Source organism: Candidatus Nitrospira neomarina (assembly GCF_032051675.1).
GTDB lineage: Bacteria > Nitrospirota > Nitrospiria > Nitrospirales > UBA8639 > Nitrospira_E > Nitrospira_E neomarina.
The window spans coordinates 3,465,001-3,480,622 of sequence record NZ_CP116968.1; the positions used below are offsets into that span (position 1 = coordinate 3,465,001).

The following is a 15,622-nucleotide window of genomic DNA, read 5'->3' on the forward strand; positions in this document are numbered from 1 at the left end:
ATCGAGAGAGAGGTCTCATACAGGAACACCATACTGCAGGAGACAATTAACGCCACCGTCACCACAGGTGTAATTTCAGTAGGATTGTCATCCCGAAGTGGAATCATGGATGCACCCTCAAGAAGATTCTCTTGAAATAATCAGAACCGAGAAGCGGCGGGAGAAAATTCAGGCAAACCGAATACGGGGTTAAGGAAATTCTGGGAATTACCGTCTAAAGAGATAGAAAACCCGGCAGCATGGGTATGCCCGCCTCCACCATATTTGGCTGCAATATCAGCCACGGAAATCCCTCCGGCTTTTGACCGAAGGGAAAAATACCGGCGGCCATCTTTTTGATGCCAAATGAGACAAAATGGATGCTTCTCAGAGAGATGCTCCCCTATTTGGCTGGTTAGCACGGCTGAATGAACGGCCGGAACCATATGTCCCGCAAACGTCACCATGGTGAATTCCGTTGCCATCTTTTCAACCAATGCCTTTTCGGATCGTAAAATACCTGTCCCTTCAACCTTCAATGTTTCAAATTGAAGAGATTCCCAACGTTCAAATCCAAAAGGGTATGACGCCAGCGCCGCACTAATTTCACGACTACCGGGAAGTTGCCACTGCCACAAATCCTTATCCTGCACATACTGGAGGAGCCAGGGAACCGGTTGCCTGTGGGCCCATTCCCATGCCAGGACCGCGCCACTTCGGTGCATATCGAAATATGCAAAAGGCAAATCCTTCAGAGAATCCTGCGCGGTAATATGATGATCTAAAATATAAAGACTGGCCACTTGATCTGCCAATTCCAATATGGTTTCGCGGTGATAACTAAAATCAACCATCACCACATGATGGTTTTGCAACCCATCCGGAGGCGGATTCCCATGCTTAACCGCAACATAGCGAGCCTGCGGAAATCGTTTCCAGAGAGCCCACGCTGCGCCAAATCCATCCATACAATCGGCATGATACAATACTATGTCAGGAGGATTCTGGTTGGGCATTTCATCAAATTTTGTCATTGGTTTTGTCATTATCATCTCGCCTCTCGGGCTGAGCTTATCAGCTTTCAATAAATCCGGACAAACCCTCAATGCATTTTACCAAATGCCTATATGGCTCATGCTCGGGCATTTAGCCAATCAATGCATTGCCGAAGACGACCCAACTCCTTCCAATTAAAATGTAACATCAGACGTGGCAGGTGGGAAATGTGGGGTTCATCCCATTCCTCTGGCAACGCCTCAACTTGCTGAAACTGGCCATCGGCCAAGAGGTCCGAAAATTCCTGGTTCAACTGGGCCATCTCCGCCTGGGAGAGCTGTTGATGAATACGAATAACCATCGAATTTTTCACAATTCGTAGAGAATGATACACCCGGAAAAATTGCTGAATTTCCTTAACCGCTTCCTCTGCAGAATACACGATTTTAAAGAGTGCTAAATCGGATCGATTAATAAATCCACGAGACAAGAGTTGCTGATCAAAAAACTCCATCAATTGCTTCCAGTAATCGCCCCCAGGGGATTCGATACACACGACGGGAATCGGGTGCGTTTTCCCCGTTTGAATCAGCGTTAACACCTCAAACGCCTCATCTAAAGTCCCAAATCCTCCAGGGAAAAGGGCGACGGCATGGCTTTCCTTCACCAGCAGTAATTTTCGCGAAAAAAAATACTTGAGATGTACAAGTTTTTTATCATCTGCAATCATCGCATTCGGGGCTTGCTCAAAAGGCAGCATGATATTTACTCCAAAACTATTGTCCCGACCAGCCCCTTCATTCCCGGCTAGCATAATCCCGGGCCCTCCCCCCGTGATCACCATAAAGCCACGTTGACTGAGGAGTTTCCCAAGTTGGGAAGCCAACTTATAGTTGGGATCATCCCCTGGGGTCCGGGCTGAACCAAAAATACTGACTTTCTTCACCTCGCGATATTGCCGAAATACCCGAAAGGAGTGGCGAAGCTCTTTTAAAGCTCGATGAAGAATTTTGACATCTATGACATCCGTATCCAAATCACGAAGCCCGACGACACTGCCGACCATTTCTTTTAATAGGGCCGTTCGCACATCCGTATCAGGTCCTGTCCAAAGAGTTTTGATTTCGCGTACAATCTCCTCTTCCAACACTATGGTATTTCTAAAAGGTTTTGTATCAGATGGCGCTTTCAAAGTTGCATTTCTACGTAATGACATCTAATACCCTCCAAATTCACCAACGACAAAAACAAATTATGTCCCAACTGGACTTTCCCAGAAGCTTCCTGTCAATTGGTCGGTCCGCTGTGTCAGGATTAAAGGTGTAAGATTTAGATTTAAAGGAACACCTAGACGTTTTCGGTTAAATAAACCTGAAACTCAAGCACCCGATTGCATTCCATATCCCATGACTCACTACCCTCAGACCGAATCCACACTATGGCGGGCTCTCCCTCAACCAATTATTGGATTGGCCCCCATGGATGGCGTCACTGATTCGGCTTTCCGCCACATAGTGGCAATTCATGGAAAACCTGATGTGGTCTTTACGGAATTTACCAACGTCCATGACATCTGTTCCGGTAGACTCAAGGCCCTCGACAGCCTGCGATACTCGGAAGCGGAGCGTCCCGTCATTGCCCAAATTTATGGGAAGGAACCTGCTTTATTTTACCAAGCGGCCCATGTGGTCTGTGAGTTGGGGTTTGATGGGTTGGATATCAATATGGGGTGCCCCTCGAAAAACGTCGCATCCTCGGGAAGTGGCGCCGGATTAATTCGCACTCCAAATTTGGCGCTGGAACTGATAGAGATGGCAAGAAAAGGCATTCAGGATTGGACCGCCGGCCAACCCCTAAATCAAATCGGGATGAAGCCCAAAGCATTAGAAGCCATTGGCCAGCTCCAGACCGAGCTTCACCACTCCCCAGTTCGCAAAGCCATTCCGTTATCCGTCAAAACCCGCATTGGCTTCGACCGGAACATGATCGAAGAATGGAGCGCCTGTCTTATCCAGGGACGCCCAGAGGTCATCTCCATTCACGGCCGCACGCTATCGCAAATGTACCGGGGACAATCTGATTGGGAAGCGATCGCCCTAGCCGCAAACCGAATCCAGCCGCATGGCATTCTTGTCCTGGGCAATGGCGATATTCAGAGTCTGGGAGAATCCGCTGCCCGCATTCGGGAATCAGGCGTAAACGGCGTGTTGATTGGCCGTGGCTCACTCGGCAATCCATGGGTTTTTCAGGGGATTCAACAGATACGAGAAATGTTGCAGACCGGACAATTCCGTAATCCTCCGCAGCATGTTCCAAGCCTGGAAGAAAAATTCAGGATCATGATCCGACATGCTTCTTTGTTTGAACGGGTCCATGGGCCAGATCGTTTCGTACGCATGCGCAAACACTTAGGTTGGTATTGTTCGGGCTTTCCCTATGCTGCAGCGATGCGCGCACAACTCGTCCGTACCCATTCCACGACAGATGTGATCAATTTGGTCAACAAGTACCAAGCCCGTACCCTGGACAACCAGGACATGGAAATACCGGTCACCATCACTGCCCCCTAAATGCCCGATCCTCACCTCATCCTGGCATCCTCATCGCCTCGTCGAAAAGAACTGCTGACCCTCTTGGGGCTCCGCTTTGAAATCATTTCGCCTTCAATCAATGAAGAAGTTCTCGGCCAGGAGTCACCCGCCAATCATGTACGACGCCTTGCCATTGAAAAAGCCGAATCCGTGGCGAGTCACTATCCCGACAGCCTCGTCATCGGCAGCGATACTGTTATAGAATTAGATGGTCAGATACTTGGCAAACCGGCAAACCTTGAAGATGCCCACCACATGCTGAGGAGCTTGCGCGGTCGATGTCATCTCGTCCATACCGGGTTGGCCTTGGTAGCAAGGGCTAATGGGCGAAAAGAAATGTACGTAGAAACCGTCAAAGTCTGGGTCAGGGAATTTTTAGATGCCGACTTGCAATCCTACCTGAAGACTCAGGACAGCCTGGGAAAAGCGGGCGCCTATTCCATTCAAGGAAAAGGAGCGTATTTGATAGAAAAAATTGAGGGAGATTATCCCACCGTGGTGGGATTGCCACTTGGGAAGCTAGCTCAACTCCTTGAGCAGGCTGGAGTTGAACTGCCCGTAAAGGCAGAAGAGATTTACCGAACAAAACCATACGCGAATTGGAAGGATTTCTTATAGCGGGGTTTCGTCCCCGCATAAACTATATTGAGATTCCAGGAAAAAAATATCGAGGAAGCCGCAAATGTTGTTATGGGTAGAATGTAGAGAAATAAAAAAAGGCGGGACTCGGTGAGTCCCGCCTTTTTTATAAACCCGTTTGTGAATTTGGGCTACATAAACTTCATAAATTTTTCTTTGGCCTCTTCCATCACCTGGGCCGTAATTTCCGACTGACCCCGTTCCTTGACCAGACGTTCGATTTCCCGCCTCGCCATGGGGCGAATAAAGTCGGGAATATTATCCAACCGTTGCTGCGCCTCCGGTGTCCACTTTATCCCTTCCGTAGAGGCATTCTTGGAATCATCCATCACCTGAAGGGTCACGGTGGTAAAACCGTTCTTCCGGGCATAGGTCTCTACACTGCTTTTGACCATCGGCTGCACAAAAGATGGCAGTTTGGCTAGTTTTTCCTGAGCATCCGGAGTCCAAAGCAATTGATCCACAGCCTGAGGGGCTTGAGTTCCTGTGGCACCCGTCGAGCCCAAACCCATTTGAGCAACCATGGCCGAAAACGGACATCCTCCGCCTTCCGAAGTGGTCCCTGGTGCACTGGCAGTAGCTGGCGCACCCGAGGCCGCAGGATCCGCAGCCGGTTTGCCGCTCTGAATTTTCTCATTCAAATAGGCAGCCATCTGTCCCATGCCCGCCGAAACGTTATCCTCTAGCCCGCCCCGGGTCATTTCCAAAGGTTTGGATGCTTCGGTTCTCCCCCCCAACTGGACGCCTAAAGAGGAGACCATCTGGGTTTCGCCGGGATTGGTCACCATCGAAAACCGCGATTGGCAAGAGGGGCATTCAAAAAAGACCCCAAGAGAGCCTTCAGCCGGTTTTTCGACTTTTTCAAAAGTCATATAGGTTTCGCATTTGAGGCAGACAAATTTCATATCGCTTCCCTTCTGAACGTCGGCGAAGGCCAACGATCGCTTCGAGACGTTACACTTTCCCGTCTAAAACATGTTGATAATCCAACAATGTATGAACTTTTTTGGCAATATCCTGATATTTCGCCGAAGTGGGATTGTCCCCTTCCAGGATCGGTTCCCCCTTATCAAAGGTGCGGGCAAAATTCCGATCAAAGGGAATACGTCCTAAAAGAGGCAAACCCAATGCCTCACACATGGAATCGGTATCCCCCTCAAACAAGGGGCTTTCTTCTCCGCAGGATGGACACCGGTACTGGCTCATGTTCTCGACCACCCCCAAAATCTCAATACCCAGTTCCTGGGCATAGGCAATGGATTTTTGGACGACATTCGAAGCCACCTCGGATGGCGTCGTCACCACCACCGCCCCCGCTAAATCAGGAATAAGTCCCGCCAAGAGGGGTGGCTTATCGGCTGCCGCCCCCGGGGGCAGGTCGGCCAGCAAATAGTCCAATTCCCCCCACACCATGTCGGAGAGAAACTCCCGAATCACATTCATTTCGGTCATGCCCAACCAAACCGGGCTGAGGTCCATGGGACCTTTCCACCGCACCGGGGCGTTTTCTTGTAGGAGAAAATCCATCGACGCAACCTTGATATTTAATGGACCAGTCGGCGGCACTGCCCCTTCCGGGGTATCCAGCAAACCCTTACCACGCATCCCCAGCATTTGAGGAACACAGGGCCCATTAATATCCACATCCAATAATCCCACCCGTTGACCCATTCGCGCGAAGGCCAACGCCAGATTCACGGTGGTCATACTTTTCCCCACCCCGCCCTTGCCGCTCATCACTACCACCTTGCGGCGAATACCTTTCATACGGGCCATGACCAGTTTGGTCTGGGCAGAAATCTGCTCCACCACCTTGGCGTCGTCAGAATAATGGAGTTTATTCAGAATCGTTTTCAGGTCATTTTGTTGACTCATTGTCTGCACCTAACTGTGAAAGGCAATAGGTAGAAACCAGAAACCACGGTACCACAGCATTTTTTCCAGCGTCAAACCACTCAAAAAACCAACCCCATGAATTCCAGTAAGGCTGAACCGCCCATAAAGAGGCTCATTTCGGTGGGCAACGAAAAATGACCGGGAAGAAAGATCAGTTGGAAAATGGTTTATGAAAAATCTTGAAGAAGGGTCATGCCAAGAAATCGCAATCGACTGAAATAATCACGGGTGGATTCAGATAATTCCGGGACAATAATTTCCAGATCAGCAAGGCAATCACGTAAGATTTCAATTCGAGGTTCATCTAGGTGATGCTCCTCAAAGTAATAGGTCAAACATCCACCAATGACTGTATCTAACGTCATGAGTTGCCCTTCATGACTTCCCAACCCGTCTGGCCAATCGGTAGATTGATGAACCTGCCAGGTTTCGCACAGTTTCTCACGGTCAAAATCCGTCATATGCCCTCATTGTCATCCTGCTTTTGGCAAAGCTGGATCAGATTGTCCACGCCATTCCACTCCCCTACAGTCCTTGTCCCCAGCCCAACGCATCTAATAGCAAGACAGAAAGGGCACATAACCCCAGCCCCCAGATGCGATAATCGACCACATCCCGTTCCAAACACCATTTAACGATCCGCAACCGCCAACGATCTGGTCCGGCATACAAGAAAACGCCCTTCGCGACCATACTTAGGCCCACGACCATCCAAAGAGGTTGGTAAGGCAGTCCTTTGGTTCCGAATAACAAAACAAGGCCTAATAAAGCTGCAACGCCACCCCATTTTATAAACCCTGGTGCCACAATCAGCGACTGTCGCAGTGTGGCAATCATCCGTTCCGGCGCCACTAACAAGGCCACACCATCGGCCATCCACAACCCTGCAATAAAGAAAAGAAAAATGACCACCATGATTCAACCAAGCAGGAATAAGGCAATTTTCTATGCGAAACGATTCTTTGAAATTGCGCTTGAGAGACATTGGCAAGGCGCTATGGCTCACTTACAAATACCGATGACCAGTTATTTCCCCTGATGCGTCTAATTCATACCATAATGGCGCTCCCGTCGGAATATTCAATTCAAGCACAGCTTCCTTGGACAAATGCTCTAATTGCATAACCAATGACCGCAAACTATTGCCATGGGCCACGACTAAGACCGTCTTATCTGCCAAAAGGGCCGGCCGGATTCGATTTTCATAATAGGGAAGAACTCGTTCGGCCGTATCCTTCAAGCTTTCACCCCCTGGGGGAGGCACATCAAAACTCCTCCGCCAAATTTTGACCTGGTGGTCGCCATATTTTTGTGCCGTTTCTGTTTTATTAAGCCCCTGCAATTCTCCATACATCCGCTCATTCAGCGCTTTGTTTTCCTCTACGGGAATCGTCGTCTGCCCAATTTCCTCCAGAACCAATCGTAAGGTTTCCTTGGCGCGTACCAACACTGAGGTAAATGCACAATCAAATCGAAACGTCTTAAGTTTCATACCCGCATCGCGAGCTTCTTGCTCCCCCTTAGCAGTTAATGGGACATCGACCCAGCCCGTAAAACGGTTTTCCAGATTCCACTGAGATTCACCATGACGAATTAACACCAACTGAGCCATCTAGTTCTCCTCCCTCGCTCCCTTTCGTGATTGCCTCTTCAACATTGTTAGGTGACCTATTCTTGCTTGCATTGCTCGGCACCGAATCGTACCATGACCAGGAATTTTTTACCTTCTTTCGAAGCGATATGGCCTCTGACGAACATAAATGGGAACAATTCGCACGCTGGTGGACCGCTTTGGCTGGCCGACACGGCGTCGCAGATCGAACAGAACAGTTTTTTTGCCAAGGTCTTGGGCCGCAAAACGCCTTGGACCGTGCAGCTCAGGAAGGCGGAGATCTGGACTATATCCTATTTACACTCATCAGGCATTGGATTCCCGCGGTCCTTCCCCCCGCAGGACAGGAACGAACTGCAAAAAACGATTCCGACTATTGGTTGGAGTCGGAACGTATCCTCAAGGCTGCAGTTGGTCGCCTCAGAGAACTCAAGCCCGTTATTGATATGCTCACGACACCTAGTCCGCTTGATAGGCCCGCTGACTCCCCTCGATCAGAAGTTGAGGTCGAATTGGCCAATATGTTAGAGGGCATTGCAGAAGTGGTCGGAGAATATGGGGGCCCCGATTATACCTCAATCATTAAAAACTTTGACCCGATTCCCCTGCGTCAAACACAACCATTTAAACACAACAAAAAACACAGTGCGGAATTGTGGGTAGTCTTTTTATTACGGGAACATTTTCGAAATTTGGGTTTGGGAAAAGATCGAGCTTGGAAGCTTATCGCCCAGCTTGTTGATGCTGCAAATATTTTTCAGTCAGACGATCAGCCCTCCACACCTGAGGCCCTTAAATCCTGGTGGACAAAAAATTGGCCCAGGACCTACACACTCTTGACGGAAAAGGGCCAACAAGGGGACGCCAAATCTACCGCATATCAATCTGATTATGAATGGTTCCAAGCGTGGTTCAATTGGCAGACCGCCTCAAACGAATCCCAGATCCCTCCAGCCAGCAAATATCCGAATTCTCTCTCTTAAAAGAATTTTTGAGAAGGACGTCCTTCCGTTCCCCCAAGAGGATCCTGCACCGGAGGCCCTTGAACAATCGCCGCAGCCAATAGGCCAAGCATCAACACATGCAAAACCACCCCTAACCAGAGGACGTAAGGTTGCACGCCACCCTCTTCCTGAATCAGGTGAGCACGACTCGTATCATCAAGACCGGGCATTGCCATAATTCTCTGCACCTTGTCTTTCACATGCCAGTAATACAAGTAATTCGCGCTGGCTCCGGCCAATAGTCTCGATACAATTCCCACCATCACATCCCCAGTCATAAATATGGCGAGAGCTGGGGCAACAGCGTATAACAGCGCAAATAGGTACATTTTGCGATATAAAAACCAAAGAAACGAATCAAACAACGCGGCGGGCCAGTTCCAACTTAGGACGAATCGTGGACCTTGAGGGGTCTCAATATTCTCAAATTTTTCCTTGTAATACAAAAAAGCCGAGCGCCACACCCACCCGGTCTTGACGGAAAATTGAATGGATTTACTCGGACCGATGAACGTTTCCCATAATTGGGATTGAGTGGGAGGAGTCCTGGTCCCAAGACCCTCAGGATTGGCCTCTGCCGCAGTTTCTAAGGAAGGTGAACCAAGCGCTTGTCCACACTGCAAACAAAAGTTCGCTGTATCGGGATTCTCTTGTGAACAAGAAGGACAAGGTCGCATAGTGGTCGTTTATAGCATCCCAACTACACCCGCACAAGTTCTGTCTGGTAGCTGAAGATCACTCGACAGCCTCTGAATCCTCCTCACCTAATCATCAAGACTTAGCATTGAACATTTCGACTCATTCTCACTTTTTGATCAAGCATGTCATACACCATTCTCTTGAGATCGCGAAGGGGCATTTCTGGATCATCCAGCTCATGTATGCTCCAGGATAATCCACAATTGTGGCATTGCGCTGGAACATATGAAATCTGAGCCGGAACCCTTCCCACCCATCGCTTCAAACACCCACGACAAAATGGCCCTTGCACCATGGATTGGACTTGATCATCCTCAACATCTTCGTTCGAAACCACTCCCATTTGAAACCAAATTGAATCGCTGAGTGTAAACCGAAGGCCTTTCCACATGATCGACCTGGGTCGAGGGACGGACCTGTCAATGTGAGAAACTGAACCCTCAAAGGATGCAAGGCCATTAACAGATGGTTCTCCTTTTTGAATACATTCTTGAAATTGCTGAAAGTATTCCCGGGCTTTGACCCCTAAAACCTTCCTGAAATAAACCTGCTGCTCCAGACGAACAAATTCAGCTTGAATGGTCTTCAGCGCTCTGACGTCCACCACTCCTAATCCCCCCTCGAAAACGATCAGAAAGTTCTTTCAGTAGCTGCAAAATTAAACCATGTGTTTTCCGTATTACCCATAGTTGATAGCTCAGAAGCACGACGACCATCCATAATAGAATTAAGATCAATTCCATATCACCTCACCACATGTCCAATACTTGCGATGTGCATCACTGAAATATTTTTGAGTATCTTCGATTCATGTTTCCTGCCCCACAGGGTCGTAGTATTTGTATACCATCATTAGGTTTCCTTGATGCCTTCAGGCCCTCATTTTGGACTGGACCCTTGTTGTCATTTTCGCTAAGGTTTCATCATGCCCTTTTAGGCCAATGTCCCCTTTTAACGCATTTTTTATTTTCTGTTGTCTTTTCGTGGCGTTTCTCCATGGCAGCGACTGAAGATAGTCCATTAAAGCCAGCCCTTAACGAGGTTGAAGAGGACCGGGCACTTCTTCTCCACACACATAGGAACTGGAGACGCTCCCTGCAAGCTGGAATCAGGGAAAATGGACCACCTGAAGATGCCCAGTCTACCCACACCACTCCACCAAGTTCTCAAGATTTTTTTCAGATTGACCTCCGGGAGGCCGATTTTCGCCACCAGGATCTTCGGAATGCCAATTTTCAAGAAGCTTACCTCCCTGGGGCGAATTTTGAGGGAGCGAACTTGCGTGGCGCAAATTTTCAAGGAGCCAATCTGCGAAGTGTCCGTTTCAGAAGTGCCCAATTAGCCTGGGCGAATTTTTCACAAGCCGATCTGATATGGGCGGATTTCCAACAAGCGGAACTTCAAGGAACCGACTTCCAACATGCCACGCTTCGCGGCGCTACCTTCGTTCGTGCACAAATTCGGGGGGGTAATTTTTTTTCCTCGGACTGCTCTTGGGCTGATTTTCGGGACACTGACCTGCATGAGAGTGATTTTCAGCAGGCCAATCTCAATGGAACAACCTTCATCAATGCCCAGACTACCGGCGCTAATTTCCAGAGTAGTCTTGGTTTTTACAATTCTCCAATGACGGATTCTTCACCACCCTCTGGGGATCCTCTTTTCCCTTAAGAGGCTTTCAAAATATTATTCCAATTCGGAAATCAGTCGCCTACGTGGGTCGACATGCCACGTTCACGAAAAGTATCAATCCTGCTAATCTAAGGCTGGACCGGATGGTTGAAAAAAATTGCGCAAGACCACATTCCGTTGGGGTTCACGCAATTTGGCCAAGGCCCGTTCCTCAATTTGGCGAATGCGTTCTCGGGTTACAGAGAATTCAAGACCGATCTCTTCAAGAGTAGCATCTTCAAGCTCTCCAATACCAAAGCGTCGCCGAATAATATGTGCCTCCCGAGGCGTTAAAGTCCTTAACAAGGAAGTCACTTTTTCCTGGAGATCCACCCGTTCCGCTGAATAACATGGAGAAACGGCTGTAGGATCTTGCAAGAGATCAGAGAGCGGCGAACCATCTTCATCGCCCATGGGAGTTTCGAGCGACAGAGTACCTTTTGTCGCTTCCAACATCGTGGACAATTTATCCAATGGGATATCCACCGCGCCGCTGAGTTCCTCCAATTTCGGTTCACGCCCCAATTGCACCGCTAAACGGTCCAGCGTTCGTCGCACTCGAGTCAGCACATCACACACGTGCACCGGAATCCGCACGGTTCTGGATTGATCGGCCAAGGCCCTCGTTACCGCCTGCCGAATCCACCACGTCGCATAGGTGCTGAACTTATAGCCTCGTTGATACTCAAAACGGTCCACTGCACGCATCAGTCCGATATTGCCTTCCTGTATGAGGTCCAGTAAATCGAGGCCTCGATTCACATAACGCTTGGCAACACTAACCACCAGGCGTAAGTTTGCCTCCAACATCGCTTCCTTGGCGAAGTGCAGGCGAATTTTCGCTTGATCCAAGCGCCGAACCCGGGCGAGGAATTCTGAAAAGCCCAGGCGCAAAACTTCTTGCTCCAAATATACGAGGTGTTCTCCAGCTTCCAGGGTTGAGCGATGGGAACCCGAGGTTATCTCAAGTCCATGGTTTGTGGAGGATAGAGAATTGCGACCCGCCTCACGTGTTCGCTCATCTCCATTAACAATATCTTGAGGGGATATTCCTAATCGGTTCAAAACTTCGGTGAGTTGGCGTTCCGTTGCCCGTATGCGGCTTTCCACCTGTTTGGTAAATGCAGGATGCCAATTCACTCCTTCAAGACTTTGCCATAATTTTTTTCGGGCTTGCATCGAGGCCGAACCGCCTTGCTTGCATGCAGATGCATTTTCCTTGGCCATCATGAATTGAACACAATGACAAAGTTGGCTCAGTTGCTGAATTACCCGTTGACGAAATTCTTCATCTTCTTGCTGTTCGGTTTGAATATCCGGAATGTCAGGTTCTTCCTCCGATTCAGTCTCCGCATCACCTTCTTTTTCCTTTTGAACAATATGTTTTGCCAGGATTTCGCCATTCAACAAACGCATGCGTTGTTCCTGTAGATAGTCCAAGGTCATAGGGAGTGAGTATAGAATATCCAACATACTTCGCCGGGCTTCCTCAATTTTCTTGCACAAACGAACTTCGCCCTCCCGGTCAAGTAATGACACTTGCCCTATTTCCTTTAGGTATAGGGGGAGTTGCTTGTCACTCATTCCTGACGAACGGTCCACTTCAGGAGAGCCGCCGCCGGACAAGACAGGATGACGGTTCTGTTTTTTCACTCGTTTAATGGAACCATTCCAGGAAGGTTTCTGCTCCGATACCGATGGGCTCATAGCTGGTCTCCCTTCAATTGAACGTTCTCAGATCATCTGACCATGTGGTTAAGAGGCATTGGTACCCCGGGAACCTTATTGATCACCTGCTATGAATCAGCAAAGGGAGTGCCACTGAAAAAGCTTTGTCGTATGCTGCACATTGATTATCGTTACCGCTGACACCTTTCCAATAATGAAGAACATAATCCCTATAAGATGGAAGCCCTCATTGAAAACGTCGAGGCGGCTTACGACCTTTGAGAGACTGCATGTCAAAGAATGGTCAGTATCTACGTTTTTCTCGATTTTTCTTGTAATGGTTTGTCAAGGAAGCTGACAAAACCTTCAGCAGCCTTCTCCAAGCCTTTACCAAAAAGTCGAAAAAAGTCTGATTTTTTTCACCACTCTCAGGTCTTCAAAAAAGTGGGGACGGGGAAAGAGATTCTTGGCTTGGGTATGGGATTTTGTTACAGTCCGCGCGGTTTATCTGTGAAATAGTTGAAGTTATTCCACATTACTGAATCGATCTTGCGTTCCAACAATCGGATTGAAGTGGACGGGCCCGATATAAATCTCAAAAGAAAAGCCTTTGGCATGAGAGGAGAAACGATGCGATTGTCCATCTGGGTAATTCTATGCCTCGCGGTAGGACTTGGTGGATGTGCGGGAAAGTCCAAATCCACGAAGACCCAAAATGGCATGGAAACCGCTCCCGACATTCAAATCGCTGAATTTGAGGACGGACTCAACGCTGAAGGCGAAGGAAATGAAAATGAATTCTTTGATCCTTTTGACGAGTCTGGTGATTCCCAGAATAAGGACTATGATCCGTTTGAACCTGTTAATTCTGCCGTTTTTGAATTTAATTACCGGCTGGACAAATACGTGGTGAAGCCGGTTGCCAAAGTTTACAATTTTTTCATCCCTCCCGATGTCCAGCAAAGCTTTTCAAACGTGTTTCAAAATATACGATTTGTCCCGAGATTATTGAACAACATTTTTCAAGCAAAGCTTCAGGGAGCTGGCATTGAGCTGAGCCGATTCCTTATTAATTCCACCCTTGGGGTCGGAGGATTATTTGACCCGGCTGGAGTTATGTTCGAGTTAGAAACTCCGCAAGAGGATCTTGGGCAAACCTTAGGAACTTATGGTGTCCCACCTGGACCGTTCCTCATGATTCCGCTCCTGGGCCCCTTCACCTTACGAGATGGCATTGGATTCATCGGCGATTCCTTCCTCGACCCTTTTAACTGGCTAGTCCTGCCCTTTATTGAAATCGCTGACGCTCCGCGGTTGGTCCAACACGATATGACCGTCACCTTATCACGGCTTGGAATGGTCGCCGGCGAGACGGTGAATCTCCGTGCACTCACGCTGGAAAAATTTCAAGGCGTTGAGGAAGGCACGCTCGATTTGTATGGTGCTGTCCGGAATGGGTATCTCCAACAACGGCTGAAGGCCATTCAGGAATAGTCCTCTAGCCCATCATCTTGGTCCCCACAGCAGCAACCACGCTAAGATTTTAGAGACTTTTGAATTTTCCTTTTCTCCGCTGACTTCTATCCATAGCACCGACAACTTTTCGCTCGAAGACAGGAGAGGAAAAAACGGGTATCATACCCAAAGAAGACACAGTTTCTTCGCGATAAACCTTTTCATGATGCACAACCAGCAGAATTCCCAACTACCGACCTCCAGTCATCCTCCAACTGGTCGATTCTTGTTGACCACCGCAGCATTTATCATCGTTGTGGCCGGGATGCGGGCTGCAGAGCCCATCCTGGTTCCTCTTATTGTCTCAATATTTCTTGCCATTATTAGTGCATCACCAGTCTTTTGGCTTCGACAAAAAGGCATCCCTACGCCATTGGCGGTGTTCGGTGTCGTCCTAGGAGTTCTCAGTGTCGGAGTTGTGTTTATTCTGATTATTGGAACCTCCCTGGATGATTTCTCCGAAGCCATTCCACGCTACCAAGCTCGATTGACCCAGGAAATCGAGCCCATGATCCATTGGATCCAGGAGTTGGGCTTCCAACTTGATAAAGGCATATTACTGAAATCCATCGATCCCGGTGCTTCAATGAAGCTCGTAGCCAAAATGTTGTCCGGGTTGGGAAACGTGCTCACAAACTCTTTTTTAATTTTCCTCACCGTCATTTTCATTTTATTTGAGGCGTCCAGCTTTCAACAGAAAGTAGGGACCGCCTTCGGAGATCCAAAAGGCACTTTCTCCCAGGCCCAAAAAATAACGGACGCCGTCAACAATTATTTAGCTATCAAAACCGTTGTCAGCCTTGGAACGGGTGTAATTGTTGCGTTGTGGGTGTGGGCCTTAGGAATTGATTTTCCCCTTATCTGGGGCCTTCTGGCGTTTTTGCTGAACTTTATTCCAAACCTCGGGTCTATCATTGCAGCAGTCCCGCCAATGCTATTGGGATACATTCAATTCGGCATTGGACACCTGTTGCTGGTAGCCGCAGGGTATGTAGCCGTCAACTTGATCTTCGGTAATGTAGTGGAACCCAAACTTATGGGGAGGAAGCTTAACCTTTCCACACTTGTTGTCTTTCTCTCCTTAGTATTTTGGGGGTGGGTGTGGGGACCGGTTGGAATGTTGCTTTCTGTTCCCATGACCATGGTGGTGAAAATTGCCTTGGAAAGCAGCCCCTCGACCCGTTGGATCAGCATCTTGTTAGATTCTGAGGCCTCCGCTGCCCAATCCGTAAACAATAATTCTCAGGAGCCTCAACCAGATGCTTCTTCTTCCGGATCAAAACATGCCGGTTCGGTTTCCCTCCATACCTGAGCCATACAAGCTAAGGAAACGCTGCGTCCCCCGTTTTCCC

General features: G+C 48.6%; 16 protein-coding genes (1 of these 16 cut by a window edge). 6 read left to right on the forward strand and 10 right to left on the reverse strand.

Annotation, left to right across the window (positions count from 1 at the left end; genetic code table 11):
- The 3 genes from PQG83_RS14895 to PQG83_RS14905 all read right to left on the reverse strand — a co-directional run.
- Positions 1-107, reverse strand: partial view of a rhomboid family intramembrane serine protease gene (locus PQG83_RS14895; protein ID WP_312742615.1) — the start only. Its footprint begins 610 nt before the window's first position; the window shows 107 of its 717 coding nt (coding positions 1-107); the start codon lies at positions 105-107; the stop codon falls past the left edge of the window.
- 33 nt (positions 108-140) lie between these two features.
- The gene (locus PQG83_RS14900; RefSeq protein ID WP_312742618.1) at positions 141-1,013 is read right to left on the reverse strand and encodes a DHHA1 domain-containing protein; all 873 of its coding nucleotides are present in this window, start codon (positions 1,011-1,013) and stop codon (positions 141-143) included.
- 98 nt (positions 1,014-1,111) lie between these two features.
- Positions 1,112-2,191, reverse strand: coding sequence for an LOG family protein (locus tag PQG83_RS14905; protein ID WP_312742621.1), 1,080 nt, complete (start codon positions 2,189-2,191; stop codon positions 1,112-1,114).
- Positions 2,192-2,381: 190 nt separating this feature from the next.
- Between PQG83_RS14905 and PQG83_RS14910 the strand changes: the two genes are divergently transcribed.
- Together PQG83_RS14910 and PQG83_RS14915 are read left to right on the forward strand one after the other, a co-directional pair.
- Positions 2,382-3,545, forward strand: coding sequence for a tRNA dihydrouridine synthase (locus PQG83_RS14910; RefSeq protein WP_312742624.1), 1,164 nt, complete (start codon positions 2,382-2,384; stop codon positions 3,543-3,545).
- Complete coding sequence (locus PQG83_RS14915) at positions 3,546-4,184, forward strand: Maf family protein (RefSeq protein WP_312742627.1); 639 nt, start codon at positions 3,546-3,548, stop codon at positions 4,182-4,184.
- 152 nt (positions 4,185-4,336) lie between these two features.
- On the opposite strand, the gene PQG83_RS14920 is transcribed toward PQG83_RS14915, so the two are convergent.
- The 5 genes from PQG83_RS14920 to PQG83_RS14940 form a co-directional block, all read right to left on the reverse strand.
- Positions 4,337-5,110: a PCP reductase family protein gene (locus tag PQG83_RS14920; RefSeq protein ID WP_312742630.1), complete on the reverse strand. Its 774-nt coding sequence runs from the start codon at positions 5,108-5,110 to the stop codon at positions 4,337-4,339.
- Between the two features lie 49 nt (positions 5,111-5,159).
- The gene (locus PQG83_RS14925) at positions 5,160-6,080 is read right to left on the reverse strand and encodes an Mrp/NBP35 family ATP-binding protein (RefSeq protein WP_312742633.1); all 921 of its coding nucleotides are present in this window, start codon (positions 6,078-6,080) and stop codon (positions 5,160-5,162) included.
- A 188-nt stretch (positions 6,081-6,268) separates the two neighbouring features.
- On the reverse strand, positions 6,269-6,562 hold the full coding sequence (locus tag PQG83_RS14930) for a hypothetical protein (protein ID WP_312742635.1): 294 nt from the start codon (positions 6,560-6,562) through the stop codon (positions 6,269-6,271).
- Positions 6,563-6,626: 64 nt separating this feature from the next.
- Positions 6,627-7,016 (reverse strand): hypothetical protein, encoded by a 390-nt coding sequence (locus PQG83_RS14935; protein ID WP_312742638.1) that lies wholly within the window; start codon positions 7,014-7,016, stop codon positions 6,627-6,629.
- Positions 7,017-7,107: 91 nt separating this feature from the next.
- Positions 7,108-7,713: a 2,3-bisphosphoglycerate-dependent phosphoglycerate mutase gene (locus PQG83_RS14940; protein WP_312742641.1), complete on the reverse strand. Its 606-nt coding sequence runs from the start codon at positions 7,711-7,713 to the stop codon at positions 7,108-7,110.
- Positions 7,714-7,775: 62 nt separating this feature from the next.
- Here PQG83_RS14940 and PQG83_RS14945 point away from each other — a divergent pair, with 62 nt between their 5' ends.
- On the forward strand, positions 7,776-8,696 hold the full coding sequence (locus PQG83_RS14945; protein WP_312742643.1) for a hypothetical protein: 921 nt from the start codon (positions 7,776-7,778) through the stop codon (positions 8,694-8,696).
- On the opposite strand, the gene PQG83_RS14950 is transcribed toward PQG83_RS14945, so the two are convergent.
- Positions 8,693-9,394, reverse strand: a complete 702-nt coding sequence (locus tag PQG83_RS14950) for a DUF2628 domain-containing protein (protein WP_376753532.1) — start codon at positions 9,392-9,394, stop codon at positions 8,693-8,695. The genes PQG83_RS14945 and PQG83_RS14950 overlap by 4 nt on opposite strands.
- A 1,018-nt stretch (positions 9,395-10,412) precedes the next feature.
- Between PQG83_RS14950 and PQG83_RS14955 the strand changes: the two genes are divergently transcribed.
- Entirely contained in the window at positions 10,413-11,087 is a 675-nt protein-coding gene (locus PQG83_RS14955; RefSeq protein WP_312742648.1) for a pentapeptide repeat-containing protein, read from the forward strand.
- 84 nt (positions 11,088-11,171) lie between these two features.
- Here PQG83_RS14955 and PQG83_RS14960 read toward each other — a convergent pair whose 3' ends face one another.
- Positions 11,172-12,794 (reverse strand): sigma-70 family RNA polymerase sigma factor, encoded by a 1,623-nt coding sequence (locus PQG83_RS14960; RefSeq protein ID WP_312742650.1) that lies wholly within the window; start codon positions 12,792-12,794, stop codon positions 11,172-11,174.
- A gap of 591 nt (positions 12,795-13,385) precedes the next feature.
- Between PQG83_RS14960 and PQG83_RS14965 the strand changes: the two genes are divergently transcribed.
- On the forward strand, positions 13,386-14,249 hold the full coding sequence (locus tag PQG83_RS14965) for an MlaA family lipoprotein (RefSeq protein ID WP_312742653.1): 864 nt from the start codon (positions 13,386-13,388) through the stop codon (positions 14,247-14,249).
- Between the two features lie 184 nt (positions 14,250-14,433).
- The gene (locus tag PQG83_RS14970; RefSeq protein WP_312742656.1) at positions 14,434-15,582 is read left to right on the forward strand and encodes an AI-2E family transporter; all 1,149 of its coding nucleotides are present in this window, start codon (positions 14,434-14,436) and stop codon (positions 15,580-15,582) included.
- The last annotated feature ends 40 nt before the right edge of the window (positions 15,583-15,622 follow it).